General features: G+C 37.6%; 26 protein-coding genes. 10 read left to right on the plus strand and 16 right to left on the minus strand.

All coding sequences use genetic code 11. The features are described 5' to 3' along the window. Window positions 1-111: 111 nt before the first annotated feature. Window positions 112-798, minus strand: a complete 687-nt coding sequence (locus ACFQ3N_RS16400; protein WP_390363611.1) for an amino acid ABC transporter permease — start codon at window positions 796-798, stop codon at window positions 112-114. Window positions 799-806: 8 nt separating this feature from the next. Then, the gene (locus ACFQ3N_RS16405) at window positions 807-1,709 is read right to left on the minus strand and encodes a transporter substrate-binding domain-containing protein (RefSeq protein WP_390363612.1); all 903 of its coding nucleotides are present in this window, start codon (window positions 1,707-1,709) and stop codon (window positions 807-809) included. 301 nt (window positions 1,710-2,010) lie between these two features. On the opposite strand from ACFQ3N_RS16405, the gene ACFQ3N_RS16410 reads away from it, so the two are divergent. Next, on the plus strand, window positions 2,011-3,951 hold the full coding sequence (locus ACFQ3N_RS16410) for a heavy metal translocating P-type ATPase (protein ID WP_390363613.1): 1,941 nt from the start codon (window positions 2,011-2,013) through the stop codon (window positions 3,949-3,951). Window positions 3,952-3,970: 19 nt separating this feature from the next. Here the strand turns inward: ACFQ3N_RS16410 and ACFQ3N_RS16415 are convergent, their stop codons facing one another. From ACFQ3N_RS16415 to ACFQ3N_RS16425, 3 genes are read right to left on the minus strand one after another with little or no spacing between them, the layout of a single operon-like run. Further along, window positions 3,971-4,783 (minus strand): YihY/virulence factor BrkB family protein, encoded by an 813-nt coding sequence (locus tag ACFQ3N_RS16415; protein WP_390363614.1) that lies wholly within the window; start codon window positions 4,781-4,783, stop codon window positions 3,971-3,973. Window positions 4,784-4,809: 26 nt separating this feature from the next. Then, window positions 4,810-5,112, minus strand: coding sequence for a YtxH domain-containing protein (locus ACFQ3N_RS16420; RefSeq protein ID WP_390363615.1), 303 nt, complete (start codon window positions 5,110-5,112; stop codon window positions 4,810-4,812). Between the two features lie 19 nt (window positions 5,113-5,131). Further along, the gene (locus tag ACFQ3N_RS16425) at window positions 5,132-5,617 is read right to left on the minus strand and encodes a low molecular weight protein-tyrosine-phosphatase (RefSeq protein ID WP_390363616.1); all 486 of its coding nucleotides are present in this window, start codon (window positions 5,615-5,617) and stop codon (window positions 5,132-5,134) included. A 131-nt stretch (window positions 5,618-5,748) separates the two neighbouring features. On the opposite strand from ACFQ3N_RS16425, the gene ACFQ3N_RS16430 reads away from it, so the two are divergent. After that, window positions 5,749-5,874, plus strand: coding sequence for a hypothetical protein (locus tag ACFQ3N_RS16430; protein WP_390363617.1), 126 nt, complete (start codon window positions 5,749-5,751; stop codon window positions 5,872-5,874). A 73-nt stretch (window positions 5,875-5,947) separates the two neighbouring features. Here ACFQ3N_RS16430 and ACFQ3N_RS16435 read toward each other — a convergent pair whose 3' ends face one another. Beyond that, window positions 5,948-6,613: an SOS response-associated peptidase gene (locus ACFQ3N_RS16435; protein WP_390363618.1), complete on the minus strand. Its 666-nt coding sequence runs from the start codon at window positions 6,611-6,613 to the stop codon at window positions 5,948-5,950. Between the two features lie 98 nt (window positions 6,614-6,711). Beyond that, a complete protein-coding gene (locus ACFQ3N_RS16440) occupies window positions 6,712-7,707 on the minus strand; it encodes a glutaminase (protein ID WP_390363619.1) in 996 nt (331 codons plus the stop codon). 548 nt (window positions 7,708-8,255) lie between these two features. Between ACFQ3N_RS16440 and ACFQ3N_RS16445 the strand changes: the two genes are divergently transcribed. Next, window positions 8,256-9,449, plus strand: coding sequence for an MFS transporter (locus ACFQ3N_RS16445; protein ID WP_390363620.1), 1,194 nt, complete (start codon window positions 8,256-8,258; stop codon window positions 9,447-9,449). Between the two features lie 20 nt (window positions 9,450-9,469). On the opposite strand, the gene ACFQ3N_RS16450 is transcribed toward ACFQ3N_RS16445, so the two are convergent. Next, complete coding sequence (locus tag ACFQ3N_RS16450) at window positions 9,470-9,913, minus strand: GNAT family N-acetyltransferase (RefSeq protein ID WP_390363621.1); 444 nt, start codon at window positions 9,911-9,913, stop codon at window positions 9,470-9,472. 203 nt (window positions 9,914-10,116) lie between these two features. Between ACFQ3N_RS16450 and ACFQ3N_RS16455 the strand changes: the two genes are divergently transcribed. Both ACFQ3N_RS16455 and ACFQ3N_RS16460 read left to right on the plus strand, forming a co-directional pair. Further along, window positions 10,117-10,218 (plus strand): YjcZ family sporulation protein, encoded by a 102-nt coding sequence (locus ACFQ3N_RS16455; protein WP_390363622.1) that lies wholly within the window; start codon window positions 10,117-10,119, stop codon window positions 10,216-10,218. Between the two features lie 28 nt (window positions 10,219-10,246). Next, entirely contained in the window at window positions 10,247-10,375 is a 129-nt protein-coding gene (locus ACFQ3N_RS16460; RefSeq protein ID WP_390363623.1) for a YjcZ family sporulation protein, read from the plus strand. Between the two features lie 451 nt (window positions 10,376-10,826). Here ACFQ3N_RS16460 and ACFQ3N_RS16465 read toward each other — a convergent pair whose 3' ends face one another. Beyond that, a complete protein-coding gene (locus ACFQ3N_RS16465) occupies window positions 10,827-10,985 on the minus strand; it encodes a hypothetical protein (RefSeq protein WP_390363624.1) in 159 nt (52 codons plus the stop codon). A gap of 181 nt (window positions 10,986-11,166) precedes the next feature. Then, complete coding sequence (locus ACFQ3N_RS16470; protein WP_390363625.1) at window positions 11,167-11,964, minus strand: CAP domain-containing protein; 798 nt, start codon at window positions 11,962-11,964, stop codon at window positions 11,167-11,169. Between the two features lie 457 nt (window positions 11,965-12,421). On the opposite strand from ACFQ3N_RS16470, the gene mreBH reads away from it, so the two are divergent. From mreBH to ACFQ3N_RS16495, 5 genes are all read left to right on the plus strand, one after another. Next, entirely contained in the window at window positions 12,422-13,429 is a 1,008-nt protein-coding gene (gene mreBH, locus ACFQ3N_RS16475) for a rod-share determining protein MreBH (RefSeq protein WP_390363626.1), read from the plus strand. A gap of 244 nt (window positions 13,430-13,673) precedes the next feature. Next, on the plus strand, window positions 13,674-14,030 hold the full coding sequence (locus tag ACFQ3N_RS16480) for a DUF1428 family protein (protein WP_390363627.1): 357 nt from the start codon (window positions 13,674-13,676) through the stop codon (window positions 14,028-14,030). 257 nt (window positions 14,031-14,287) lie between these two features. Further along, the gene (locus tag ACFQ3N_RS16485; protein WP_390363628.1) at window positions 14,288-15,448 is read left to right on the plus strand and encodes a CaiB/BaiF CoA transferase family protein; all 1,161 of its coding nucleotides are present in this window, start codon (window positions 14,288-14,290) and stop codon (window positions 15,446-15,448) included. Between the two features lie 16 nt (window positions 15,449-15,464). Next, on the plus strand, window positions 15,465-16,658 hold the full coding sequence (locus ACFQ3N_RS16490) for an acyl-CoA dehydrogenase family protein (protein WP_390363629.1): 1,194 nt from the start codon (window positions 15,465-15,467) through the stop codon (window positions 16,656-16,658). A gap of 71 nt (window positions 16,659-16,729) precedes the next feature. Then, complete coding sequence (locus tag ACFQ3N_RS16495) at window positions 16,730-18,172, plus strand: NAD-dependent succinate-semialdehyde dehydrogenase (RefSeq protein WP_390363630.1); 1,443 nt, start codon at window positions 16,730-16,732, stop codon at window positions 18,170-18,172. Window positions 18,173-18,285: 113 nt separating this feature from the next. Here the strand turns inward: ACFQ3N_RS16495 and ACFQ3N_RS16500 are convergent, their stop codons facing one another. The 6 genes from ACFQ3N_RS16500 to ACFQ3N_RS16525 form a co-directional block, all read right to left on the minus strand. Beyond that, a complete protein-coding gene (locus ACFQ3N_RS16500) occupies window positions 18,286-18,612 on the minus strand; it encodes a DUF3870 domain-containing protein (RefSeq protein ID WP_390363631.1) in 327 nt (108 codons plus the stop codon). Window positions 18,613-18,640: 28 nt separating this feature from the next. Further along, a complete protein-coding gene (locus tag ACFQ3N_RS16505) occupies window positions 18,641-19,411 on the minus strand; it encodes an IclR family transcriptional regulator (protein WP_390363632.1) in 771 nt (256 codons plus the stop codon). Window positions 19,412-19,492: 81 nt separating this feature from the next. Then, the gene (locus ACFQ3N_RS16510; RefSeq protein WP_390363633.1) at window positions 19,493-20,665 is read right to left on the minus strand and encodes a saccharopine dehydrogenase family protein; all 1,173 of its coding nucleotides are present in this window, start codon (window positions 20,663-20,665) and stop codon (window positions 19,493-19,495) included. A gap of 52 nt (window positions 20,666-20,717) precedes the next feature. After that, window positions 20,718-22,211, minus strand: a complete 1,494-nt coding sequence (locus tag ACFQ3N_RS16515) for an aldehyde dehydrogenase family protein (protein WP_390363634.1) — start codon at window positions 22,209-22,211, stop codon at window positions 20,718-20,720. A gap of 22 nt (window positions 22,212-22,233) precedes the next feature. Beyond that, window positions 22,234-23,916 (minus strand): thiamine pyrophosphate-binding protein, encoded by a 1,683-nt coding sequence (locus ACFQ3N_RS16520; protein WP_390363635.1) that lies wholly within the window; start codon window positions 23,914-23,916, stop codon window positions 22,234-22,236. Further along, window positions 23,913-25,094: an LL-diaminopimelate aminotransferase gene (locus tag ACFQ3N_RS16525; protein ID WP_390363636.1), complete on the minus strand. Its 1,182-nt coding sequence runs from the start codon at window positions 25,092-25,094 to the stop codon at window positions 23,913-23,915. Before ACFQ3N_RS16525 ends, ACFQ3N_RS16520 begins: the two co-directional genes overlap by 4 nt. Window positions 25,095-25,200 lie beyond the last annotated feature (106 nt).

Raw genomic sequence — 25,200 nt, forward strand, 5'->3', positions numbered from 1 at the left:
AGAAAGCAAAAAGTGCTTAGCTTTAATTTCAGTTTATGCCTTAACTTGGAAGTATGAATAATTCAGGCTATTTTAAATACAAAAGACACCTTAATAAGGTGTCTTTTGTATTTAAAGAAATCTACTATATCGTTTTTCCAAGCGATCTTGAAAAAATGAAATAATTACACATGTTGGCCAATAGATCATTGCAACTAAAATGTATAATGTCATCGCATCGAACTCTCTGCCAACAGCTATTTGAGTTTTTTGAAAAAGCTCTGGTACTGTAATTACCGCTGCTAGAGAAGTTGCCTTTACGATATCCATGAAAACATTCGTTAGTGGTGGAATAGCAATACGTGTCGCTTGCGGTAAAATGATTTTGCGCAATGTTTTCCAATAACTCATATTAAGCGCTTTTCCTGATTCCCACTGACCATGATCAATACTGTTCAATGAAGATCTATTGATTTCAGCAATGTATGCTGCACTATTCAATCCAAACCCAAGTATTGCAGCCGTCAATGCTGTAAATTCAATACCTATTTCCGGTAGTCCAAAATATAATAGAAACAAAAACACGAGCATTGGTGTCCCTCGCATGAATGATATGTACATCCTCGCTGGCCATCTTAGTGTTAACTTTTCTGATCTACGTGCTAATGCTAAGAACAAACCTAATAAAAGACCAATCGCCATGCCTGCTAAGGAAACTACAAGGGTCATTGGAAGTCCACCTAAAATAAAAGGTAAACTTTCCAATGCTAACTCTATATCAAATACGCCACCGAAATCAAACCCATTGAATATACTCATCATATAACCTAAAGTTCTAAGCCTTCTATTTCTTGAATATCACCCTCTGGCTTTTGTGAAGCATCTTCTTTATAGAACTGTTCGGCTAGTTTTGTCAATGTACCATCTTCACGCATATCACTTAGTACGTTATTGACTTCATCTGTCAGTTTATCAGCATCTTTTGGCAAAACTGCAGCCTGTTCTGTAGGATGAAATTTCAAATCTGGATGTAAGTGAATATCGAAATCAGGAAATGCACCAACGCCAAATTTTGATAAATAGTAGTCATTTACAATTACATCTGATCTACCGTTATGAACATCACGCAAATATGATTCGTTTGGAGCATTTCCATACGTTTTTATTTCTGCACCAAAGTATTCAGCAATTTGGCTATAAATAGTTGTTGCTCCACCGCCTGCTATTTTACCTTCTAGATCTTCCAATGATTCAATACCAGAATTATCCTCTTCACGGACTACCATTGTAGAATAAGAATATTTATAAGGATTACTAAAGTTAAATTTTTCTTTACGTTTATCAGTAGCTTCAATGTCATTTGCAGCCATGTCAATTCTGCCGCTATTGACAGCTGGAAGCATACTATCTATTCCCATTATTTCAAACGAGATATCTAAATCAAGTCGGTTTGCTATTTCTTTCATTACTTCAACATCGTAACCAGTTAATTGGTCTTCACTTTCTTCGTCTCCATCATAATAAGAAGCAGCAATTAATGTTCCAGATGTTCCAACTACCATTTCACCTGCTTCTTGAATTTCGTTCCATGTCTCATCGGTTGTCGAACTACTTTCTCCGTTTGAGTCGTTTTCTTCACTAGTGTTATCTTCGTCACTTGAACTGCCACATGCACTTAAAATAAATAGTGATACCATTATTAAAAGAAACCCTATGTAAAACTTTTTCATAAAAACACTCCTTTATTCTTGTTATTATTAATTTCCCATTCAAATTATAACAGTCAAACGTATGCTTTTCAATTAAATGATTTACTGTACTACTCTTAAATTAAAACTGTATTAGTCACTATGAGACTGATATTCCTGTTTAAATAGTCTTGACTTTATATGGCAAAGTGATAATATAATAATATATACTAAATTATAATGATTATAAACAAAACTATCATTACCATTACAATCGTAATAATACAAATTAGTTTTTAGTCTGTAATGATTATTATTATCAATTAGGATGGAGGTATTGAAAATGACGACAGACACAAAGACTATAAAAACAGTAAATCCTAACCGTTTTAAAAATCCGATGACAACAAATTTCATGGTTCGATTACGTGAACATATAGAACTAATAGCAGCACTTTCTAGCGGCCTTATAATTCTTCTTACCTGGCTGTTTGCTGTTTACATTTCTAATCCGCTATGGATAATTCTCCATCTAATTGCGTTTGCGATTGGAGGATATGCAAAGGCGAAAGAAGGTATTCAAGAAACAATTGCTCATAAAGAACTTAATGTAGAGATGCTGATGGTTTTCGCTGCTATAGGTTCAGCATCGATCGGGTACTGGACAGAAGGTGCGATTCTAATCTTCATTTTCGCCTTATCAGGGGCACTGGAAACATATACGTTAAACAAGAGTAATAAAGAGATCTCCTCTTTGATGAACTTGCAACCTGAAGAAGCCTTATTAATCCAGGATGATCAGGAGCGAATAGTTCCTGTCTCCACGTTAACGATTGACGATATTGTACTGGTAAGAGCAGGTGAAAGAATACCTGCTGACGGAATAATTACCAAAGGCGCAACCTCCATTGATGAAAGTGCAATTACCGGTGAATCCATACCAGTAAATAAAGATAATGACCATGATGTGTTTGCTGGTACCGTTGCACTTGATGGATCTATTTCTGTAAAAGTTACCAAAAAAGCTGATGAAACCTTATTTCAAAAAATCATTCAAATGGTACAGACAGCACAGGATGAGAAATCGCCTTCTCAGTTATTTATAGAGCGTTTTGAAGGCACATATGTAAAAGTGGTATTAGTAACGGTTGCCATTATGATGTTTTTACCGTACTTTTTATTTGGCTGGTCATTTTCAGAAAGTATCTATCGCGCCATGATTCTTTTAGTTGTTGCTTCTCCATGTGCACTTGTAGCCTCCATTATGCCTGCAACACTGTCCGCCATCTCACAAAGCGCAAAAAACGGTGTGCTTTTCAAAGGTGGTATTCATGTTGAAAACTTGAGCCATTTAAAAGCCATAGCTTTTGATAAAACCGGCACCTTAACAAATGGGAAGCCTGTTATAACGGACTCATACTTTGACTCTAATATTGAAATAGATAATGTCTTAGCAATTGTTGGTTCGATTGAAAAAGAATCCACACACCCACTAGCACAAGCTTTAACAGAATACAGTTTTAAAGATTTGGAAAACTTTAGAAATACAGTCGAAGTAAAGGATATGAAAACAATCGTAGGAAACGGCGTGTCAGCATATATTAACGATGAAAAATGGGAAGTTGGAAAAGCTGCATTAGTTGGTGAGAAAAATGCTTTCGAATTTCATAATGGTATTGCTAACCAACTTGCTGAAGAAGGAAAAACGATTGTTTTTGCCAAACATAAAGATAAAATAGTTGCTTTATTCGCCCTGAAAGACACGATAAGAAATGATACACAAAAAGCAATAAAAACGTTAAAAAAACAAGGTATCCATACTGTTATGTTAACTGGTGATAATGAAAAAACTGCTCATGCTATAGCAAAGGAAGCTGGAGTTGACCATTACATCGCTGAATGTTTACCTGAAGAAAAAGTAAATTACGTAAAAGACCTTCGAAAGAAATATAAAAATGTGGCAATGGTTGGCGATGGCATCAACGACGCACCAGCTTTAGCAAGCGCAAATGTTGGAATTGCAATGGGAGAGGGAACTGACGTTGCTTTGGAAACAGCCGACGTTGTTTTAATGAAGAGCGATTTACCAAAGATCACAAATGCTATTCATCTTTCCAGCCGTATGAACAAAATAGTGAAGCAAAATATATTCTTTTCTCTTAGTGTTATTTTAGTATTAATTGCAACGAACTTTTTCCAAATTATTGACCTTCCACTTGGAGTCATAGGTCACGAAGGCAGTACCATATTAGTAATATTAAACGGTTTAAGATTATTAAAATAGCTGTCACATCATGTGACAGCTATCCATCTTTTCGAATGATTGAATTGATTACGCCACCTGCAATAATAATAACCCCAGATATATAAAACCAAATCATAAGTATAATAACTGCACCTAAACTACCATAAATTGCTGAGTAATTACCAATAGAGGTTACATAGTAAGAAAAAGCCAGGGAAATTAATTGCCAGCTAACTGTAGCGAAAACTGCTCCCCATATTGCATTTTTTAATTTAATATTTTTATTTGGAGCTAATTTATATAGAGCCAAGAAAACAATAAAAAATACTACAGAAGATATTACCCAACGAAGTGTATCCCAAATTGCGATAAAGTCATCCGACAATCCAATAAAGGAGAAAACATAAATCCCAATCATCTTACCAAAAATAGGTAACAAAAACGCTATGATTATAACAATTCCCATTGCTACTGTTAATACAATGGCTATTAATCGCGCGACAATAAAAGAACGATTTTCTTTCACATCATATGCTTTATTAAAAGCACGCATAATCGCATTAATTCCATTAGATGCTGCCCATAAGCTTCCGATAAGGCCAATTGATAGTAATCCACCATTGTGTTCATTTACCAATTGTGTCACGTTTTGATCAATTAGCACCATGATTTCATTAGGAGCATAAGCCCCTATTCGTTCCATCACATTTTGCTGATCAATTGGTAAATAACCGATTAGTGTAAGTAAAAAAAGTAAGAATGGAAATAGAGAAAGCAAGAAAAAATAAGCTAGCTGTGCTGCTAAACCAAAGATTTCATCTTCCATCATTCTTTGGTACAATTCTTTTAAAAATTGCATGATCTTCCTCACTTCTAATTCCCCCTACTTTTACATTGCTACTCTGTTTTATCTATCTTTATGGTTTCTTTTTTTGAAATTTTATCTAGTGTGTTTTCGACTTGCTCCAGTGCATTTATCGCATTTTCAGCACCACTCGTAAAGCTTTCATTAAATCGGTCGAATGCTACTCTAACACTGTGAATGGTTTCTGATGGATGTTTGACATAATAATTTGTTCTGTTTCTAGCTAAACTCATTTTATTCTTCGTGTAGTATCTTGTTTCACGATTAAATAATGCTGTTAATCCCCCAATAATGGCACCTAAAAAAACACCTAACAATAAATTTCGTTTACCCATTTTAAACCTCTCCTTTATCTTATATGTTATGAGTTTCCCTAATAGAATTCAGTAAGTTAAGACAACCTTTAGAAACAAGTTTATACGTATAATCAAAATCACCAGTAAAATATGGATCAGGCACATTCACTTCTTCTGGGTTATCAACAAAATCCATCAACCGGGCAACTATAATACCATTTTCCTTATCCTTCAAATCTTGCAGGTCCTTTATATTCTGCTCATCCATCGCAATTATATAATCGAAATTGTCCCAGTCTTTACGATGAACCTGGCGTGCCTTCATATCTCTGTAGGTGATTTTTTGCTGGTCTAATATATCTCTTGTACCCTTATGTGGCAACTCTCCTGCATGCCAGTTTCCAATTCCAGCTGAATCAATGTTAATTTGTTGGGCTAATCCTTCTTTTTCAACAAGACTGCGAAAAACCGCTTCAGCCATGGGTGATCTACAGATATTTCCTAAACAAATAAATAAGACATGAATCATTTCTACACCTACCATCCTATTATGTATCCTAAAAAAAGTATAATATGGCGGTTTAATAATTTCCACTATCCCCTATTATATCCAATTATATCTATTTACATTTCCCTAAAACAGGACTTATAAACGCTTTCGAATTTTATCGGAATATGTTAGATGTATTTGAAAAAAAAACTATAGAAGGTCTACTAGGTCTCTCAGGTGTTGTTGTGTACGAAACGAAGAAGTTCCTGCGTGTTGTTAAGGAAGAACGGGAACAGGAAAAAGCTTCATAAAATAAGAAATCAAAAGGCTGTCATACAAAGTGTGTAACTTGTATGACAGCCTCTTTATTTTATATGGGACCTATTAAGCAATCGGCGCAATACAAAATTCATCATTATTTTTTGCTGCATTCACATAACGATCAACATTGTACGCTTTAAGTCTTTCCGCTTCGATCGATTGCAAAAACTGGTATACCTCATGTGGTTCTTGTTTATGTGGTGTAACCCATTCATCCTGTCTATCCTTTGGTAGGATGATCGGCATTCGGTGGTGAATTTCTTGCATAAAATCATTCGCCTCTTTTGTTAAAATAGTACATGTAAAGAGTTCCTTGTCTTCTTGTTGCCACTTGTCCCACAATCCTGCAAAAGCAAATACGTTGCGCTCAGGTATTTGTATACGTTTCGGTTGCTTTTTCTCTTCTGTCTGTTGCCACTCATAAAAACTGTCAGCTACGATTAAGCACCGTTTACGGCTCATCAATTTTTTAAAACTAGGTTTTTCATGTGCTGTTTCACTACGTGCATTTATCATTTTGTAGCCTATCTTTTCATCTTTAGCCCAAGATGGTACAAGGCCCCAACGTAAGTATCCTGCTCGTTTTTCATTTCCATCATGAATAATTGCCAACACATTTTGCCCAGGAGCAATATTATAACTAGGCTGATAGGAATCAATTGAATGTGATAAATCGAATTCGTTTAATATTTCCAATTCATCTGCGAGCAACGTATATCGGCCACACATAAATTTCCCCCCCTAAATTTAGAAAACTTAGCTTATCACCTGGTGAAAGCCTTAGTTGCACTTATTTAGATTAAGAAAGCTTTATACTTTCCTATCTACTAAAAAATACTTAGATCCCATTGATTCGCGATATGTCGTAATAAACGAATTCCTGCTATGCTATTACCTTTATCGTCTAACGAGGGGCCATAAACACCAATTCCACAACCACTTAGAAAAGGCAACTCTTCATCACGAACTCTTGGTGGAACTGCTGCGATTATTCCTCCAGAAACACCACTTTTAGCAGGAATACCAACATATGTTGCAAACTTACCTGATGCGTCATACATACCACATGTTAGCATTAGAGCCTTGGTAATTCGCGCTATTTGTCTGGGTATAATTTCTTCACCTGTTTCTGGGTCTCTTCCATCATTTGCTAAAATCATTCCGATTCTGGCCAAATCATCTATAGAAACATCGATGGAGCATTGTTTGAAATAGGTTTCTAACGTAACACTCATGTCTGATTCCAGGAATCCAGTTTCTAATAAATAATAGCCAATTGCTCTATTTCGCATCGATGAATCTCTTTCCGACTCATACACATCAACGTCTAATTCCGGTCTGTGACCCAACATGTCCTCAAGCAATTCAAACATTGGCTCTAATTTTTCATCGGATGTTCTACCTTCGAGTATGGACGTAACTGTAATGGCTCCAGCATTTATTAACGGATTAAACGGTTTTTTAAGCTGTTTCATTTCTAAATGCATAATCGAATTAAATGCTTCTCCAGCAGGCTCTACATCTACTCGATCTAACATATAGGCAACACCACGTTCCATACATGCAACAACAAAACTGATCACCTTCGAAATACTCTGTAACGTAAAGGTTGTATTTACATCGCCAGATCTTAATGTCATCCCATTTTTTCCTATTACCGTAATCCCGAGTGCGTCTGGGTCTGCTTTTAGAAGTTCTGGGATATACGAAGCAACTTCCCCGTCGCTAGTATGTTTTCGGTAAAAAGATACCCAGTCATCCGTATAGCTTTGTAGCCAATCACGGGTTTGTTCCGTATTCCAGTTTGCAACACCTTGGACCATTCCATCACCTCACTATTGATGTCTGTTAGTTATCATTAAAGTTATTCGAATTTTTGTATTATTCATTTTTCATGCTACAATAATATAAAGTAAAGTGACTAAAGACCTATGTAACATCTCACTTTCTTCCTATTGTAGACGTATTATTTTCAAATATAAAGTAAAGGGCGATACGAACCTAATTCCACTCATCTGAAACTGTTAAACAATTCTACTGAAAACGGAATAGTTTTATGAAGTGCAACGATCATGTATGTCATCGTTAGTATGTATCTATCTTGGCCTTTTTAGTAATTATTAAAATTGTAAATTTCATGAGGTATAAGGTGTAATAGTTCATTGATCGTAGCCACCTAATTAGGGAGGGTGCCGTCTGGATGTACGCCAGCACCTTTTAACAGTGCAGTGAAGTCCACTGGCTTCATTAACATTTCCCAGATATCCCATTGCACCAAACATCTCAGAGATTTCCCCGGTATAGAAACCTTTTTGCATATCACAAATGAACTATTCACATCCAAAAAAACTAATCTATAGGAGGTGATTACTTGAATCGATGGATGCACCTTGCTGGATATGCGTTATTGATATTTAGTTCACAAATATTGTGGGTAACTTTTTCACCAATTACAACAGACGTCGCCAAAGATATGAATAGTAGTGTAGGAGGAATTGGAACACTAACCGCCCTATTTCCAATTGTTTATATTGTCATTGCATTACCGGCAGGAAGATGGCTTGACTCTCATTTCAGAATGGCATTAACATTTGGGGCTCTGACAGTTGGCTTAGGAGCAGCTGCTAGACTCATTTTCCCTTTCGATTACACATGGCAGTTAGTTATTCAAATTATATTAGCAGTCGGACAGCCATTTGTCATAAACTCTATATCCGTATACGCAAGTCGCTATTTCCCTGAAAAAAATCGTTCTCTGGCTATTTCCATCTCCAGTGTTTCGATATTTCTAGGTGTTATTTTCGCAATGGTACTTAGTCCATTACTATATGCAAATGGCGGATTGATGAACGTGTTAATCGTATTTACCATCCCTTCTGTTATAGGCATGTTATGGGTTACGTACACATTAGTATCCGTCCCATTTTCTTCTAAGGTTATTATTGGCAATGTTTCAACAAGCCTCTCATTGCTAATACGTGATAAATTTCTATGGGTACTTAGTGGTTTATTGGCGATAGGATTGGGTGTTTTTAATACGTTAAGTACGTGGTTAGAGCCAATTTTCCTGCAATATGGAATAACTGGAACCCTTAGCGGTCCTTTACTTGCATTAATGCTCGTTTCAGGGATTATCGGTTCCATGATCTTACCAACCTGGGCAATCAAAAAAGATTTGCGCCGATTCGTAGGTATTATCACATTTACAATCGCAGCTACAGCCTTTTTTGCGATTGCAATGTGGCAATCCATATTATGGATTGCATTCTGGTTTGTTTTTGTCGGCTTTTTTCTGCTACCTGGATTTCCAATTATTGTAGATTGGACCGAAAAGCATTTTCCTAAAAGTCAGCAAGGTACAGCTGTAGGCTTTGTGATGCTTGCAAGTCATGCTGGCGGAATTATATTAATTTATTTAGTTAAAGCATTCCTAACACCGCCATATTTAGCACTTGGTATTTTTGCTTTTGTTAATATATTGGGGATTTTACTTGCTTTTCAATTGCCAAAACCTAATAAACAAACGAGTTTAAGCATGGGAGTACCTAATCACAAGAAAATGTGATTAGGTACTCTTTTTTACCTTTAATCATCCAAAGTTTTCTCCATCAATATAGAAATTTCCTGAAATCCTAATTTATGGTAAAGCTCTTTAACATGGTTTCCGGAGAACACATATAATTGCACTTTATTATACCCATTTTCTATAAAATGATTTAGCGCTTCTATACATAATTTTTTCGCGATCCCTTGCTTTCGAAATGGTGGCAAAACATAAACTTCTGGAATAATACCGATCGTTTCATCTGTGTACATGTCATATGTTTTACCAACACCAATCCACCCCTTTATCTTACTTCCCTCCAAATAAACTAGGTAATGTCCTCCCTCCGATAAAAACGGAGAAACTAATTGAAGTGCGTTATCTAGGCTGGGTTCCATATGTCCCATTGTTGATTCCTTAAATACTTCTTGAGCATATTTTAATATTTCATTTGTCTCATTAATTGTAGCCTCGCGAATTTTCACTATATTCCATCTCCTTAACGTATGGTCAATAATCCATAATCATTATATGTACGGAGGGAAATGTAAGGAATGTATTCTTACTAAAAAATCATTCCAATGATATGAAAGAAGACAGTAACAAATTACCCAAATTTGGGAGAATATCCATATCACTATGCGTTTGCCTTACATATATTAATTACAAATGAGGAGGTGTTGCATTAATGGGTGATACTGTAGGATATGGTGGAGGATTCGCCTTGATTGTAGTTTTGTTTATTCTTTTAATTATCGTCGGTTCGGCTTACGCTGGATACGGATATTAATTAATCTAAAAATAATGGAGGGGATTATATGAATTATGGACCTGGATATGGAGGACACGGTTATGGCGCTCCTGTTGCCGGTGCTAGAGGCGGCGGTTTTACGTTAATTGTCGTATTGTTTATCCTACTCATCATTGTAGGTGCAGCTTGTTTCTAAAAATATAGATATTTAAATAACTTGAGACTATCGATTTAGATCGATAGTTTTCTTTTTTGTAAAATAGAATGCGTTGTTTGATCGATATTCCTTTCTGTTGATCGAAAATGAACTCTTCTTGATCGATTTCAGACGTTGCTTGATCGATTATTTGGTCTGTTGATCGATAATCTGCTCTCTTGATCGATTCCTAATCCTGTTGATCGAAAATGGACTCCTCTTGATCGATTTCGGGCGTTGCTTGATCGATTAGTTGGTCTGTTGATCGACTTTCTGCTCTCTTGATCGATTCCTAATCCTGTTGATCGACTTTCTGCGCTCTTGATCGATTCCTAATCCTGTTGATCGACTTTCTGCGCTCTTGATCGATTCCTAATCCTGTTGATCGACTTTCCGTTCTGTTGATCGAAAATGGACTCTTCTTGATCGATTTCGGGCGTTGCTTGATCGATTATTTGGTCTGTTGATCGATAATCTGCTCTCTTGATCGATTTCTAATCCTGTTGATCGACTTTCTGCGCTCTTGATCGATTTCTAATCCTGCTGATCGACTTTCTGCACTCTTGATCGATTCCAATCTTGTTAATCGATTTTTCGTTTTGTTGTTCATCACATACGATAAGAACCCCTAAAAATAAAAGAGCCTGTCCCAAAAGGTATTCTATAATAAACGAATTCCAAAAATTATCCCGTATCACTATAAAAGTGGTACGGGATTGCTTGATTACTAATAAAAGTGGGGATTGAAATTTTGAATAAGCACTTTTGAGACGGCCTCCTCAGGCTATGGCTTATTTTCCAATAAACTGTTGTGTCCAGTGGTTACCTTTTTCTACGAATCCTACCCCGATATGGGAGAAGTTTTCATGAAGAATGTTAGCACGATGTCCTTCGCTGTTCATCCATGCATTTACTACTTCTTCAGGTGAGCGTTGCCCTTTTGCAATGTTCTCGCCTGCTGTTCGGTAGCTTACACCGAATTCATTCATCATATCAAATGGTGAGCCATAATTTGGACTGTTGTGTGCAAAATAGTTATTTTCTGCCATGTCACGTGATTTTTCACGTGCTACTTTACTTAATTCGGTATCGACTTTAAGTGGGCTAAGTCCTTGTTCTGCACGTTCAGCGTTTGTTAAATCTACTACTTCTTGTTCAAATTGGCTAAGTTCAGATGATTGATTTTGATCTTGGTTTTGCTGTTCTTTTTCAGCTTCTGGCTGTGTTGGAGCTTCTACTTTTTCTTTTTTAGGTGCTGGTTCATTTGTTTCTGGTTCACTAGAATTTGCTGGTTCTTTTGGCTCCTCAACTTCTTTTTCTGGTTGCTCTTGTTTAGGTTCTTTCTCTTTCGGTTGCTTTTCTTTTGGTTCTTGATTAAATTGGTTATTCCAATTCCACTCTATCTTTTTCCATTTACCTCGGAGATCTTTAAAGTAGTCATTTAATAGATTATTTATTGAAATTTGAACAGTATTTGGTTGTCCATTAAATTGATCCGTATTTTCAGAAGCGTCTACAGTTGTTTGGAAATTCCCACCAAACATGAATGCAACTGTTAGTACGGCTATTATACTGGTGTTTTTAATCATAGTGTCTCTCCTTTTTCTGTTTTATTTTACAATTTCATCATAGCATAGGTATTTTGTAATATTAGTGGATGGAATTTCCAATAGATTAATAGATTATCAATTTCCAAGTTTCCATGTAATGAAATAGGGTATACCTATTATTTAGTAGGATATATTTTAATCAATTGGAAATAATTACAATTAAAATGATGTTGACAATCTCTCGTAAACTCACTATTTATTACATAAAATACTATTTTGTAATAAGATTGTTACTTGATTTTCCTATGCTGAATGCGCTATATTTTTCTAGTATAGGGGTTATTGTGATGCGAAAAATCCAATTAATGTAAGTTGTTTCGCTACCCCCAGAAACTATGATAAAGTATAGAAATGCTATAAAGATAATAATACTTTAGGATTACCCTAATTGTTCTTATATTTTATAAAAGAAAAAGTCATCATTGGAGGAGCTTATATGTTATCTAATGCAGAAATTGGAATTGATTTAGGTACGGCTAATATACTTATTTACTCGAGATCAAAAGGTATTGTTTTAAATGAGCCGTCTGTAGTAGCAATAGATATGAACACAAAAAGGGTAGTAGCTGTTGGAGCTGAAGCTAAAGAGATGGTTGGTAAGACTCCACAGAATATCGTTCCCATTCGCCCATTGAAAGACGGAGTGATTGCGGATTATGATGTTACTGCTCAGATGTTAAAGGAATTTTTGAAAAAAGTAAGTAAAAAAATGGGTCTATCCATGCGTAAACCAACTGTTGTTGTATGTACACCTTCTGGTAGTACAACTGTCGAGCGACGTGCAATTCATAATGCAGTTACAAGCTATGGAGCAAAACATGTTCATCTTATTGAAGAACCTGTTGCTGCTGCAATTGGTGCTGATTTACCAGTGGATGAGCCTGTTGCAAATGTTATTGTAGATATCGGTGGAGGTACTTCAGAAGTTGGCATCATATCTTTTGGTGGTGTTGTAACCTGTAATTCAGTACGTGCTGGTGGTGACAAGATGGATGAGGAAATCATTCATCATATCCGCAAACACTACAATATTTTAATTGGCGAACGAACAGCGGAAAATATTAAAATAGAAATTGGTTATGCTCACCCAAACCATAAGGAAGAGACAATGGAAGTACGTGGCCGAGATATGGTTACCGGTTTACCAAAAACGATTACAGTAACCTCAACTGAAATTCACACTGCACTAAGAGAATTACTTCAACAAATATTTGCAACGATTCAATCTACATTGGAAACTTGTCCACCAGAATTAAGTGGTGACATTGTAGATCATGGTATTGTATTGACTGGTGGTGGGGCATTATTAAAAGGTATAAAAGAATGGCTATCACATGAACTTATTGTTCCCGTTCATATTGCACCAAACCCACTAGAATCCGTTGCAATTGGAACAGGAAAGGCGCTCAAAATGATCAACAAGCTTCAAAAAGCGGCAAGATAATTTCAATTAGATCATGTATCTTTATAATAAGGTACATGATCTTTTTTAGTAGATAAAAAAGTATAAAACTTTCTTATCTACATAAGTGCAACTAAGGCTTTCACTCCAGAGCATAAGGGAATCTAAGAAAGCAAAGTACGCTTACTAAGAATCCCTTTTACGATAAGCCAAGTTTTCTAAAATTTTTGCAGGATTTTCATCTTTACTATGGAATTTATGAGAGAAGGATTAGTGAGGTGAAGGGATGTATACAGTTATTTATTTATACCAGGTAAAAAGGGATCAGGAACAACTATTTCTAGAGATAAATGAAAAGGTAAGTGAGATTTATTTAGCTAATGGGGCATTAGAAGACAGGGTTTACCGTGCAGATAATCTACAAGTTAAACATGGTGGTTTAGGATTACTTGATTTGATTAGTATAGAGAATCACGAAACCATTTTTTTCGGCCAATCTGTATTTCGAAACAAATCACACTATGAAGAGGTTATGACCTTAGTCAACAATGACAATCAAATTAAACAGTTGTCAAATGACATTTCAGCATGCATCGATTTATCTACCGTAGTAAGTTCATCCTTTTCAACAGCCAATTCCTAAGAAAATTTTCATTTAATGTTTACAAACTTTTCAGAATACAATAGAATGATATATAATGAATCATGTAGAAACGTTTCAACGTTCGCCACACATGATCTTTGTTTCATTAAAAACTAAAACAACTGCCCAATCTGTTTACAGTTCCATTCCAGTTCTGTTCCAACAGGTAAAAAGCCAGTTCAATCTGTGTTACAGCGAAGTACTGTAATCATTTTGAAGTGGCTTATTTTAATTTGATTCTAGAAAGGAGTGTTGACGTGTCTGGAGCTCTTGAAAATATCCGGGTTCTTGACTTATCACGTGTACTTGCAGGTCCATATTGTACGATGATCATGGGTGACCTTGGTGCAGAAGTCATTAAAGTGGAAGCACCTGGCGGAAGTGATGAAACGCGGAAGTGGGGACCTCCATTTCAAAATGGTGTGAGTGCCTATTACTTAAGTGCGAATCGTAATAAAAAAAGTATTACCGTCGATCTAAAATCGGAAGAAGGAATAGAGGTGATCAAAAAGCTTGTCCGCAAAAGTGATGTGATCATTAATAACTTTAAATCAGGTACGATGAAACGGTTTGGCCTGGATTACGACACACTTGCAGCGATAAATCCGGAACTTGTCTACTGTTCCATCACCGGATTTGGTGAAACAGGACCCTATAAAGACATGCCAGGCTATGATTTTATCATCCAAGCGATGAGTGGTTTAATGAGCATTACTGGTGACGAAAAATCAGGACCACAAAAAGTTGGTGTTGCTATTACCGACATTTTGACAGGAATGTATGCATGCATTGGTATTCAAAGCGCATTACTTGAGCGTGTTCGTTCAGGAAAAGGCCAGAAACTTGATATCTCACTATATGATTCAGCTGTCAGTGCACTCATAAATATTGGCAGTAATTACTTAATGGCTGGAAAAGTTCCAACTGCACTGGGAAATGAGCACGCTAATATCGTCCCCTACCAAACATTTCAAACATTGGATGGCGAAATGGTAATTGCCGTTGGGAATGATCATCAGTTTAAAGCGTTGTGTCGCGTTTTGGAAAAGGACCATTATGCGGTTGACGAACGATTTCAGACGAATCCTGACCGTGTAGAACATCGAAAAGAATTAGTCCCTTTATTAAAAGAAGTTTTTCTAACCAAACCAACTGCATATTGGCATGAGTTATGCTATCAAAATAATATTCCCTGTGGGCCTATCCATCGTATTGATGAAGTAGCAAACGACCCGCAACTACATGCAAGAAACATGTTTATTGATACTGAGCATCCAACAGCAGGTTTAATAAAAATGATTGGTAGTCCGCTAAAACTATCACGAACACCCGTTGTATTAAACAGTCACCCGCCTGATGCTGGGGAACATAATAATGATATCCTCACACAATTAGGAATCACCAAAACAAATAACTAATTTAGGAGCTGATGAGATGAACTTTGATTTTTCAAAAGAACAAGAGATGTTACGCAGTACTGTTAGAAGTTTTGTAGATAGAGAGATTATGCCACATATTGCTGAATGGGATCGTGCAGGAAAATTCGATCCGTCCATTATGTCAAAGCTTGCAAAACTTGGATTAATGGGGGTATGTATCCCTGAAGAATATGGTGGCAGCGGGATGGACTATAATTCTTTAGCCATCGTTTGTGAAGAATTAGAACGGGGAGACACTGCGTTTCGTACCGCTGTATCTGTTCATACCGGTTTAAACAGCATGACATTGCTCCAGTGGGGTACAGAAGAACAGAAACAGAAATATTTAACCCCTCAGGCAACAGGTGAAAAGGTAGGAGCATTCGGATTAACAGAGCCCGCTGCAGGTTCTGATGTATCTGCATTACAATCAAACGCAGTTAAAGATGGAGATTATTATATACTTAATGGTCAAAAAACCTGGATTTCCTTATGTGATTCGGCTGATCACTTTTTAGTGTTTGCTTATACAACTGACAGATCAAAAAAACATAAAGGTATATCAGCATTTATTGTAGAACGTACATGGGAAGGCTTTTCATCAAAAGCTACCAAAGGAAAATTAGGAATTCGTGCTGGTAACACAGGTGAGATATTTTTTGAAGATGTAAAAGTGCCAAAAGAAAACCTCTTAGGCGAAGAAGGTGAAGGCTTTAAAATTGCGATGGCTGCATTGGATAATGGCCGTTTCACTGTTGCAGCAGGCGCAGTCGGTCAAATTATGGCATGTTTAGAAGCTAGTGTCAGCTACTGTCACGAACGCGAGACGTTTGGAAAAGAAATAGGAAAACACCAACTTGTCCAGCAAATGATCGCAAATATGGAAGCTGGCTTACAAATGAGCCGTTTACTCGTGTACCGTGCTGGGGAATTGAAAAATAAAGGCAAGCGAAATACGAGAGAAACCTCGTTAGCCAAGTGGCAGGCATGTGATTTTGCTAATAAAGCAGCTGATGATGCTGTTCAAGTTCATGGTGCCTATGGGTATTCGGATGAATATCCAGTAGAGCGCTATTTACGTAATTCCAAAGCGCCTGTTATTTATGAAGGAACACGTGAAATTCATACCGTGATGCAGGCTGAATATGTATTAGGTTACAGAAAAGATAAGCAGCTAAATAAGATGCTGCCTGCTTGGGGGGAAAACTAACCATAATGAACTGGTATTCTATTATTTATTTAACTGGGGCGTTATAATGATTAAAAGAGGAGGGCTAAATTATGTTTGATAAGTATACGAAAAGTATTTTTATTAATGGCGAATGGTTAGCGATCGATCCAAACCAAACAGAAACTGTTTATAACCCTGCTACACTTGACGCTATCACGGATGTTGCTTATGGTGGCCGAGAGGAAACAGAAAAAGCTATTCAAGCTGCTTCACAGGCTTTTATAACATGGGGCGAGATGACAGGACGTGAGCGTTCACACATATTATATAAAGCTCATCAACTGATGTTAGAGGACGCCGATCGACTAGGTGAAATTTTAACAACCGAGCAAGGAAAACCGCTTAAAGAAGCAATAGGTGAAGTAAAAGGAGCAGCAAACTTTTTATTATGGTACGCCGAAGAAGCTAGCAGAGCCTATGGGGAATGGATCCCTTCATCCATCAAATCAAAAAGGATGCTTGTTATTCCACAGCCTGTAGGTGTTGTAGGTGCAATTACACCTTGGAACTTCCCGGCATCCATGATCACCAGGAAAATCGGTCCTGCATTGGCAGCAGGATGTACAATCGTGTTAAAACCAGCACCAGAAACACCACTTTCAGCAATTGAAATTGTAAAGATATTTGAGCGTGCTGGGATGCCTAAGGGTGTTGTTAATTTGGTAACTGGTGATGCTCCGGCAATTGGTAATGCCATGTTAACAAATAAATCTGTACGGTTAATAACGTTTACAGGGTCAACTGAGGTTGGAAAACATTTAATGCGTGAAAGTGCAGACCACGTGAAAAAGGTATCACTTGAACTTGGTGGTCATGCTCCTATCATTGTGTTTGATGATGCTGACTTGGATAAAGCAGCAACGATGGCACTCGGAAGTAAATTTAGAAATAACGGCCAAACCTGTATTTGTGCGAATAGACTTTATGTTCATGAATCGGTAGCTGAGGAATTTACTGCTAAACTAAAAGAAAAAGTAGAACAGCTTAAAATCGGCTATGGTTTGGATGAAGGTATTGACCTTGGTCCACTCATTAACCAACAAGCGTCTGACAAAGTCCATGCTCATTTAGAGGATGCTCTTACGAAGGGTGCGAAAATCATTTCTGGCGGAAACAAATGGGATGGAGAACTGAATGGCCATTTTTATAATCCTACTGTACTTTCAAATATCACCGACGATATGGTCGTCATGAATGAAGAAACATTTGGGCCGCTTATACCTATTCAAACCTTCACCGATGATGAGACAGTAATTAAGAAAGCGAATAACACAGATTACGGTTTAGCCTCATATATTTTTACAGAAACTACAAGTCGCGCAATTCGGGTATCTGAAAAACTGGAATATGGTATTGTTGGTGTGAATGATGTTTTTCCAGCTGTAGCTGAAGCTCCTTTTGGTGGCATTAAACAATCAGGTGTCGGTAAAGAAGGCGGGCATCACGGAATGGATGAATTTTTAGAAATGAAGTTTGTTTCTATGGGAATTTAGGAAAAGGCTGTATTTGGAGATGGCTTAAACAGTTAATAAATTAACCACAGGCTTCAAATTTTATAATACGATATCCAATAAAGCAATCCCCACCTCTTTTTGGGTGGGGATTGCTACTTGTTGATCGTTGTGTTATCCATATATAACTCATATTGTTTATATAAATCATTTAGAGCTGATGCTAATGCATTTCCTGCTTTCCCTAAATAGTGTGATTTAACTTCTTCAGCAGGCTCTTCTATACCATCCTGCAAACTATACCCTCTTAATAATTGTTGTACAAACTCCTGCGAGTGCAAAGTTGCAAGTGTACAATTTGCGGTTACGATGACACCATACTTTTTATCAATTTCTGCCGTTATGGTCAATGTTTCATACATACTTTTTGCTGCCATCCCAGAAGGAAGACGTGCATGCCCTGCAATAAAAACGGTGTTCATAATAGATTAACCTCCTCAGCTATGTAAATCATATATTACTTCCACGATACCCTAACTCACCTGAAATCGTACGTGCAGTTTGTTTTGCTTTATCCTTTAATAGCGTTAGATTCTCTCCTTCAAAATGACTGGATAGACCGCTCACTGCCAGGGCGGCTATCACCTGATTTTGATGGTTATAGATTGGATAAGAGATTCCGGTTGTATCTGCGTCCTGTTCCCCAATACTATATGCGTATCCACTTTGGCGAATCCCTTCCAACTCGCGGATTAATTCTTCCTTATTAATTGGCAACGGATCGTTAAATTTAAATAGTTCCGTATCATCTAATATTTCAAATTGTCTTTTCTTAGGCAATGTAGCCAGTAACATCTTTGGTCCTGAACCGATATATAGTGGTGAGCTCTTCCCAATTCTTGTGTATAAACGTAATGCTCTTGTACTATCCACTTTTTCGATATAAGTTGCCTCATTTTGATTTACAATTACCAGGTGAATCACCTCGTTTATATCTTTTGCGAGATCTTCCATATATGGCAATGCAATCCCTCTTAATTCTAACTTATTCGATACAATATGACCCAGTTCTAACAACTTAAGTCCTAACCGATACCGGCTATCATGTTCACTTTCCTTTGTTTTATATAAAAAATTACACGATTCCAGTGCAGATAACAAGCGGTATACAGTTGGCTTTGGTAAATTTGCCAGATCAGAGATTTCTTTTAATGTTAATTCATGCGTATCTTCTGTAAATAAATCTAGTAATTTTAATGCTTTAATTACACTTTGGTTCATATTAGTTAACTCCTTGTTGCTTCGAATGGTAGAAAATCTCCCTCTACTGACTTAATAGTAGAGGGAATGCCAATTGAATTTCTAACTATTTACATGGACTTTCTCAACGCTTTCCGATTCCAGTATTATGACGCCACGCTTTTTCATTTCCTTCATATAAATTTCTCCAGGAACAATTTTCTCTGGCGGATAGACACCACGTTTGTGAATACTTCCATCTCCAATCATTTGCGCAACAACCGAAATGGAATTTGCAGTTGCTCGAGCCATTGCCGTGACATTGGTTTCTCTATCCTTATAAGTTGTCATCTCATATTCGTATGTTGTTAGTTTTCCATCTTTTTCACCCGAAACTTTTACCCGTAATAAGACAGCATCATCTTTATCTTTTAAATCAACAATAGGATCCAGAACTTCTAATAAAACTTTACGTGGATTAATCTTTTGTCCCTCAACTTCCACTTCATAATCCATACGTGTTAAATTTAGGTCGACAAGTAATTTAAATTTTTCAGCATGACCCGGATAGCGTATTGTTTTATACTGTAGTGTTTTCAGATTGGGATAGGACAGTGATAATGTAGACGTTCCACCAGACGTATGAAAAGCCTCTAATGGACCAAATCGTTCAAAATGAATTCGCTCTACTTCTGTTAGGGATGGAATTTCTTGTTTAATCCCATCTCGAATAATAAGGGATGGATCTGTGTAATGATCTAGAACGCCTTCCATCGAAAACACGTGATTATATTCAAATGGTGGCTCTGGTTTTACTGGAATTCCACCGACATACAATATTATTTCCTCTAGTTTATCTAATTTGCTCGCACCATGACCTGATAAAATATTAATCATTCCTGGTGCAACTCCCAAGTCAGGTATTAACGTAACACCTGCTGCTTCAGCATCATCTTTCATCGCTAACACTTTATCTGTCATGTGTCCAATATGACCGCCTAAATCTACTGAATTAACACCTACCTCAATAGCTGTTTTGGCTACAACTTCATTAAAGGAATAAAATAACGCATTAATAATCACGTCAAATTGCCGCATATAAGTTGCTAGGTCTTGCTGATCACTAGCATTGACCCGATACGCTTTTAATTTCTGTGAATTCAATTGATCACAAACTTGTTGCGCACGCTCTATATCAATGTCAGCTAACCCTACTGCAGTTACTTTATCACTAGCTGCTAAATCACGTGCAGCCTCTTTCCCCATCAACCCAGAACCCAGAACTCCTATCTTCATATCCTCTTCACTCCCTTTATTAAATTTTTACAATGTATGATATCTATCTACATTAGTTGTCAATTTGGGCACGTTGCAGTTTACCACTGAAATCAACATATACTGCCTTCCATTCGGTAAAGACATCTAACGCTTGCACCCCTGAATCACGATGACCATTACCTGTACCTTTCGTCCCACCAAATGGCAGATGAATTTCAGCACCTGTCGTTCCAGCGTTTACATAAACAATACCTGTATCAAGATCACGCTGTGCTTTAAAGACACGATTCACATCACTTGTAAAAATAGAACTTGATAACCCATATGTCACGCCATTGTTTACCTCAATAGCTTCTTCAAAGCTTTTCACAGGCACTAATGAAACAACTGGCCCAAAAATTTCTTCCTGTGCAATTCGCATATCTGCTGTTGCATCGGTGAATAAAGTTGGTGCAAAATACCTCCCATTTTTATGCGGCCCTTCATTCATTTCATAGCCACCTGCAAGTAGTTTAGCTCCTTCACCTTTTCCAATTTCTATATAACTCTTAATCTTATCCATTCCAGCCTGATTGATAATAGGACCGACTTTAATAGACTCATCCAATCCATTTCCGATTGTCAGTTTTTTCATCTCTGCTAATAACCGGTTTTCTAAATCTTCTTTAACATCTTCATGAACAATAACTCTACTACAAGCTGTACAACGCTGACCACTTGTTCCGAAAGCACTCCAAAGTATTCCTTCAACCGCCAGATTCAAATCCGCATCTTCCATTACAATGACGGCGTTTTTCCCGCCCATTTCGAGCGAGACTTTTTTCAGCTGTTCACCGCATTTACTGGCAATGCTTCGTCCGGTATCGTTTGAACCTGTAAAAGAAATAACACGAATGTCATCATGATTAACCATCGCATCACCAACCGCTGAACCTGCACCAAATACAACATTCATTACTCCTTTTGGCAGTCCAGCTTCTTCAAAAATTTTCGCTAGTTCATATGCCATAATTGGAGTTTCAGTGGCTGGTTTCCAGACAACAGCATTTCCGGCAACAATTGCTGGGAATGATTTCCACGTCGCAATTGCAATTGGGAAATTCCATGGTGTAATGATCCCAACAACCCCAACTGGAGAACGTACACTCATCGCAAATTTATCTTTTAATTCTGCTGGAGTGGTATTTCCAAACAAGCGACGCCCCTCACCAGCCATATAAAAGGCCATATCGATACCTTCCTGTACTTCACCACGAGCCTCTTCTATCACTTTACCATTTTCCATCGTTAGTAATTGTGAAAGTCTTTCCTTACGTTCTTTCATAATGTACCCAACCCGATATAATACTTCAGCACGCATTGGAGCAGGTTCCAATGCCCATTCTTTTTGTGCCTTTTTTGCAATATCTACTGCTTGATCTACCGTTTTGGCATTTGATAGTGGAACTTCAACTACCGTTTCCCCTGTTGCTGGATTTATCACGGCTTTGGATGAGTCTGATTCCACCCATTCTCCGCCAATGAAGTTTGAAAGCTTCTTTACTTCCAATAATGTTTGTGTCATACAAATTACCTCCTAAATAGTATTATGATTTAAACGATCGCTCACGTATTTGGCTGATCGTTGATGAAACAGAAATTTGCTCTTTATCTGTGATGATTTCAATTACTGTAGGATGCTCATTTGCTAAAGCCTGATCAATTGCATGCGTGAATTCAGTACGGTTTGTTACTAAATAACTATCAGCTCCTATACTGTTTGCTATATCAACGAAAGAGACACTTCCTAAGTCAGTACCCACTACCCTCTTTGGATAGTGCATTTCCTGATGCATACGGATGGTACCATACATCTTATTATTAAAAACAAGACATATTACCCCAATTTGGTATCTTACAGCAGTTTCTAGCTCTTGAATCGTCATCATAAAACCGCCGTCCCCTGATAAAGAGACTACTGTTTTATCCGGAAAGGCAAGCTTTGCACCAAGTGCTGCTGGCATCCCGTAACCCATCGCCCCTGAGGTAGGCCCAACATACGTGTGTTTCTTCGTAAATGGATAAAAGGAATGGAGCCAACCAGCAAAATTGCCAGCATCATTTGTCAGTAAAGTGTCCTTTGGCAGTTTCGCTTCCATAATGGAAATAATATGTTTATTCAGTACATCTTCATCTGTAACATGCAAATTGCTCGCATCCTCATATGCTTGACGGCGCTCTTTTACCCAGTTACGCCAAGGACTGGAAACTTTTATGGTAGATAAAGCTGCTAATGCTTCATAGGAATCGGCGACAATTCCAACGTCAGGGGGGAATACTTTCCCAATTGTTTCAAAATCAATATCCATATGAATCAACTTTTTATCAGGAGTAATCATACGGTAATCTTGTGTCGTCACCTCTGATAGTCTAGTACCTATAGCAAGAATTACATCCGCTTCCTCCACCGTTTGTAAGATTTTTAGGTTTGTTCCAAGTCCCAAATGACCGAGATATAACGAATGATCATGTGGAAAAACGTCATGTCGCCTAAAAGCGGCTATTACTGGAATGCTGTATTTTTCTGCAAACGCTACGAGCATATCCTCAGCTTGTGCAGATTTAATACCTCCACCAGCAACAATTAAAGGGCTATTCGCTTTTTCAAGAATCCTTTCCACTTCTGTTATTTCTCCTATTGAGGGAGATGGTTTTGGTTTTGTTATAACAGGGCCATAGACCATTTCTGCTTCAAGTGGTAATACGTCCTCCGGCAATGAGATGACGACAGGACCGGGTCTTCCTGTTTGTGCAACTCGAAAAGCACGTTGTATGAGTTCTGGTATTCGCTCTGGATCTCTTACTTCTACTGTCCATTTGGCGATATGGCGAAAATACTGGTCTAAATCAACTTCCTGAAACCCTTCCCTGCCCCTGAATTTACTATGAACTTGGCCTAAAAATACTACCATTGGTGTAGAATCCTGATAGGCTGTGTGGACACCGATGGAAAGGTTTGCTCCCCCAACTCCACGAGTAGCTAAAACGACCCCTGGCTTTAATACTGATTTCGCATATCCCTCTGCCATAAAAGCTGCCCCACCTTCATGCCGAGCAGATATAACCTGAATACTTTCTTCATCGTAAAGTGCATCTAAAACAGGTAAGTAGCTCTCTCCGGGTACACAGAAAACGTGTCTAATATCCTCATTTTTTATACATTCAACGATAGCCTGTGCAGCAGTTGAAGTTTTGACCACTACACGCTTATTGTCTGGGTGAGCTTTCATGTTTTAGGCACCTCCCCTACATTCAACTTTTTCATTCTTTGAACAACTTCGTCCAGACGCTCTGTAGTAACAGACAGAGCTATTCGAAAATACCCTTCACCCGATGGCCCAAATGCTGTTCCAGGAGTTACAATCACCCCAGCTTCATCTAACAAGTGATTGACGAAGGAAAGAGAAGTATAGCCTTTTGGGACTTTTGCCCATATAAATATAGTCCCTTTTGGCACTTCTGCGTCAATACCTAGTTGCTGTAATGCTGCATGCATTTTTTCCATACGTCCCTGATAGATTTTATTATTCACTGCAACTGCTGATAAATCACTATTTAAAGCAGTTGCAGCAGCTTTTTGTATTGGCAGGAATTGACAAGTATCTATGTTGCTTTTTAACGTAGCCAATGCCTGAATGACCGATTTGTTTCCAACTACATAACCGATTCGCCACCCAGTCATACTAAAGCTTTTTGACATCGACCCAAATTCAACGGCATAATCCTTAGCATTTGGGGCTTGCAAAACACTTGGCGCCTTGTATCCCTGAAATGTTACAAGATCATAAGCTGCGTCATGTGCAAGCATTAAGTTATTCCTTTTTGCAAATGTAATCGCTTCCAAAAAAGTGTTTACATTAACCGTTGCTGATGTTGGATTACTGGGGTAGTTTAATAGCATTAACTTAGCGTTCTGAAGTTTCTCTTTGGCTACACGTTCAAAACGAGGTGTATAACCATTCTCGCTATCTAGTGGCAAATCTACAACATTACCATCAGCCAAATGCACAGCAGTACGATATACAGGATAGCACGGGTCTGGTAATAGCACAGTATCTCCAGGGTTAATTACGGCTTGAACTAAATTTGCAATTCCTTCCTTTGAGCCGATTAACGCTAAGACTTCCGTTTCCGGATCCAAGTCAACGTCATACTGAGTTTTGTAATAACCAGCTACTGCTTCTTTAAACTCTACGCAACCACTATACGTTGAATAGCGATGATTTTCTGGTTTTCTAGCTTCTTCAACCATCTTGTCAATGACAAACTCTGGTGTTGGTAAATCAGGTGCACCGATACCCAGATCGATAACATCTATTCCCTTTGCCTCTAGTTGTCGCTTTTTCCGTTGAAATTCTGAAAACAAATAAGGTGGTAAGTTCTTAACCTTGTTAGAAACAAATGCCATTTTCATCCTCCTATTTCATATTGTAAAACGACATTTCAATTATCTAACCTAATTATAAATCAGTATTTTCTGAATTTCAATCTTTTATTAAATACTTCCGTTAAAT

This window comes from Virgibacillus byunsanensis (assembly GCF_042675965.1).
Classification (GTDB): Bacteria; Bacillota; Bacilli; order Bacillales; family Amphibacillaceae; genus Virgibacillus_R; species Virgibacillus_R byunsanensis.

Bases quoted from the DNA above. Each gene is read 5' to 3' on its own strand.
- ACFQ3N_RS16500 (WP_390363631.1), bottom strand. From the start codon at position 18,612: ATGAACACCGTTTTTATTGCAGGGCATGCACGTCTTCCTTCTGGGATG.
- ACFQ3N_RS16400 (WP_390363611.1), bottom strand. From the start codon at position 798: ATGAGTATATTCAATGGGTTTGATTTCGGTGGCGTATTTGATATAGAG.
- ACFQ3N_RS16480 (WP_390363627.1), top strand. From the start codon at position 13,674: ATGTATACAGTTATTTATTTATACCAGGTAAAAAGGGATCAGGAACAA.
- ACFQ3N_RS16420 (WP_390363615.1), bottom strand. From the start codon at position 5,112: ATGGGTAAACGAAATTTATTGTTAGGTGTTTTTTTAGGTGCCATTATT.
- ACFQ3N_RS16425 (WP_390363616.1), bottom strand. From the start codon at position 5,617: ATGGTAGGTGTAGAAATGATTCATGTCTTATTTATTTGTTTAGGAAAT.
- ACFQ3N_RS16470 (WP_390363625.1), bottom strand. From the start codon at position 11,964: ATGATTAAAAACACCAGTATAATAGCCGTACTAACAGTTGCATTCATG.
- ACFQ3N_RS16515 (WP_390363634.1), bottom strand. From the start codon at position 22,211: ATGACACAAACATTATTGGAAGTAAAGAAGCTTTCAAACTTCATTGGC.
- ACFQ3N_RS16505 (WP_390363632.1), bottom strand. From the start codon at position 19,411: ATGAACCAAAGTGTAATTAAAGCATTAAAATTACTAGATTTATTTACA.
- ACFQ3N_RS16465 (WP_390363624.1), bottom strand. From the start codon at position 10,985: ATGAACAACAAAACGAAAAATCGATTAACAAGATTGGAATCGATCAAG.
- ACFQ3N_RS16435 (WP_390363618.1), bottom strand. From the start codon at position 6,613: ATGTGTGGCCGATATACGTTGCTCGCAGATGAATTGGAAATATTAAAC.
- ACFQ3N_RS16460 (WP_390363623.1), top strand. From the start codon at position 10,247: ATGAATTATGGACCTGGATATGGAGGACACGGTTATGGCGCTCCTGTT.
- ACFQ3N_RS16510 (WP_390363633.1), bottom strand. From the start codon at position 20,665: ATGAAGATAGGAGTTCTGGGTTCTGGGTTGATGGGGAAAGAGGCTGCA.
- ACFQ3N_RS16525 (WP_390363636.1), bottom strand. From the start codon at position 25,094: ATGGCATTTGTTTCTAACAAGGTTAAGAACTTACCACCTTATTTGTTT.
- ACFQ3N_RS16410 (WP_390363613.1), top strand. From the start codon at position 2,011: ATGACGACAGACACAAAGACTATAAAAACAGTAAATCCTAACCGTTTT.
- ACFQ3N_RS16405 (WP_390363612.1), bottom strand. From the start codon at position 1,709: ATGAAAAAGTTTTACATAGGGTTTCTTTTAATAATGGTATCACTATTT.
- ACFQ3N_RS16455 (WP_390363622.1), top strand. From the start codon at position 10,117: ATGGGTGATACTGTAGGATATGGTGGAGGATTCGCCTTGATTGTAGTT.
- ACFQ3N_RS16430 (WP_390363617.1), top strand. From the start codon at position 5,749: ATGTTAGATGTATTTGAAAAAAAAACTATAGAAGGTCTACTAGGTCTC.
- ACFQ3N_RS16520 (WP_390363635.1), bottom strand. From the start codon at position 23,916: ATGAAAGCTCACCCAGACAATAAGCGTGTAGTGGTCAAAACTTCAACT.
- ACFQ3N_RS16490 (WP_390363629.1), top strand. From the start codon at position 15,465: ATGAACTTTGATTTTTCAAAAGAACAAGAGATGTTACGCAGTACTGTT.
- mreBH (WP_390363626.1), top strand. From the start codon at position 12,422: ATGTTATCTAATGCAGAAATTGGAATTGATTTAGGTACGGCTAATATA.
- ACFQ3N_RS16495 (WP_390363630.1), top strand. From the start codon at position 16,730: ATGTTTGATAAGTATACGAAAAGTATTTTTATTAATGGCGAATGGTTA.
- ACFQ3N_RS16440 (WP_390363619.1), bottom strand. From the start codon at position 7,707: ATGGTCCAAGGTGTTGCAAACTGGAATACGGAACAAACCCGTGATTGG.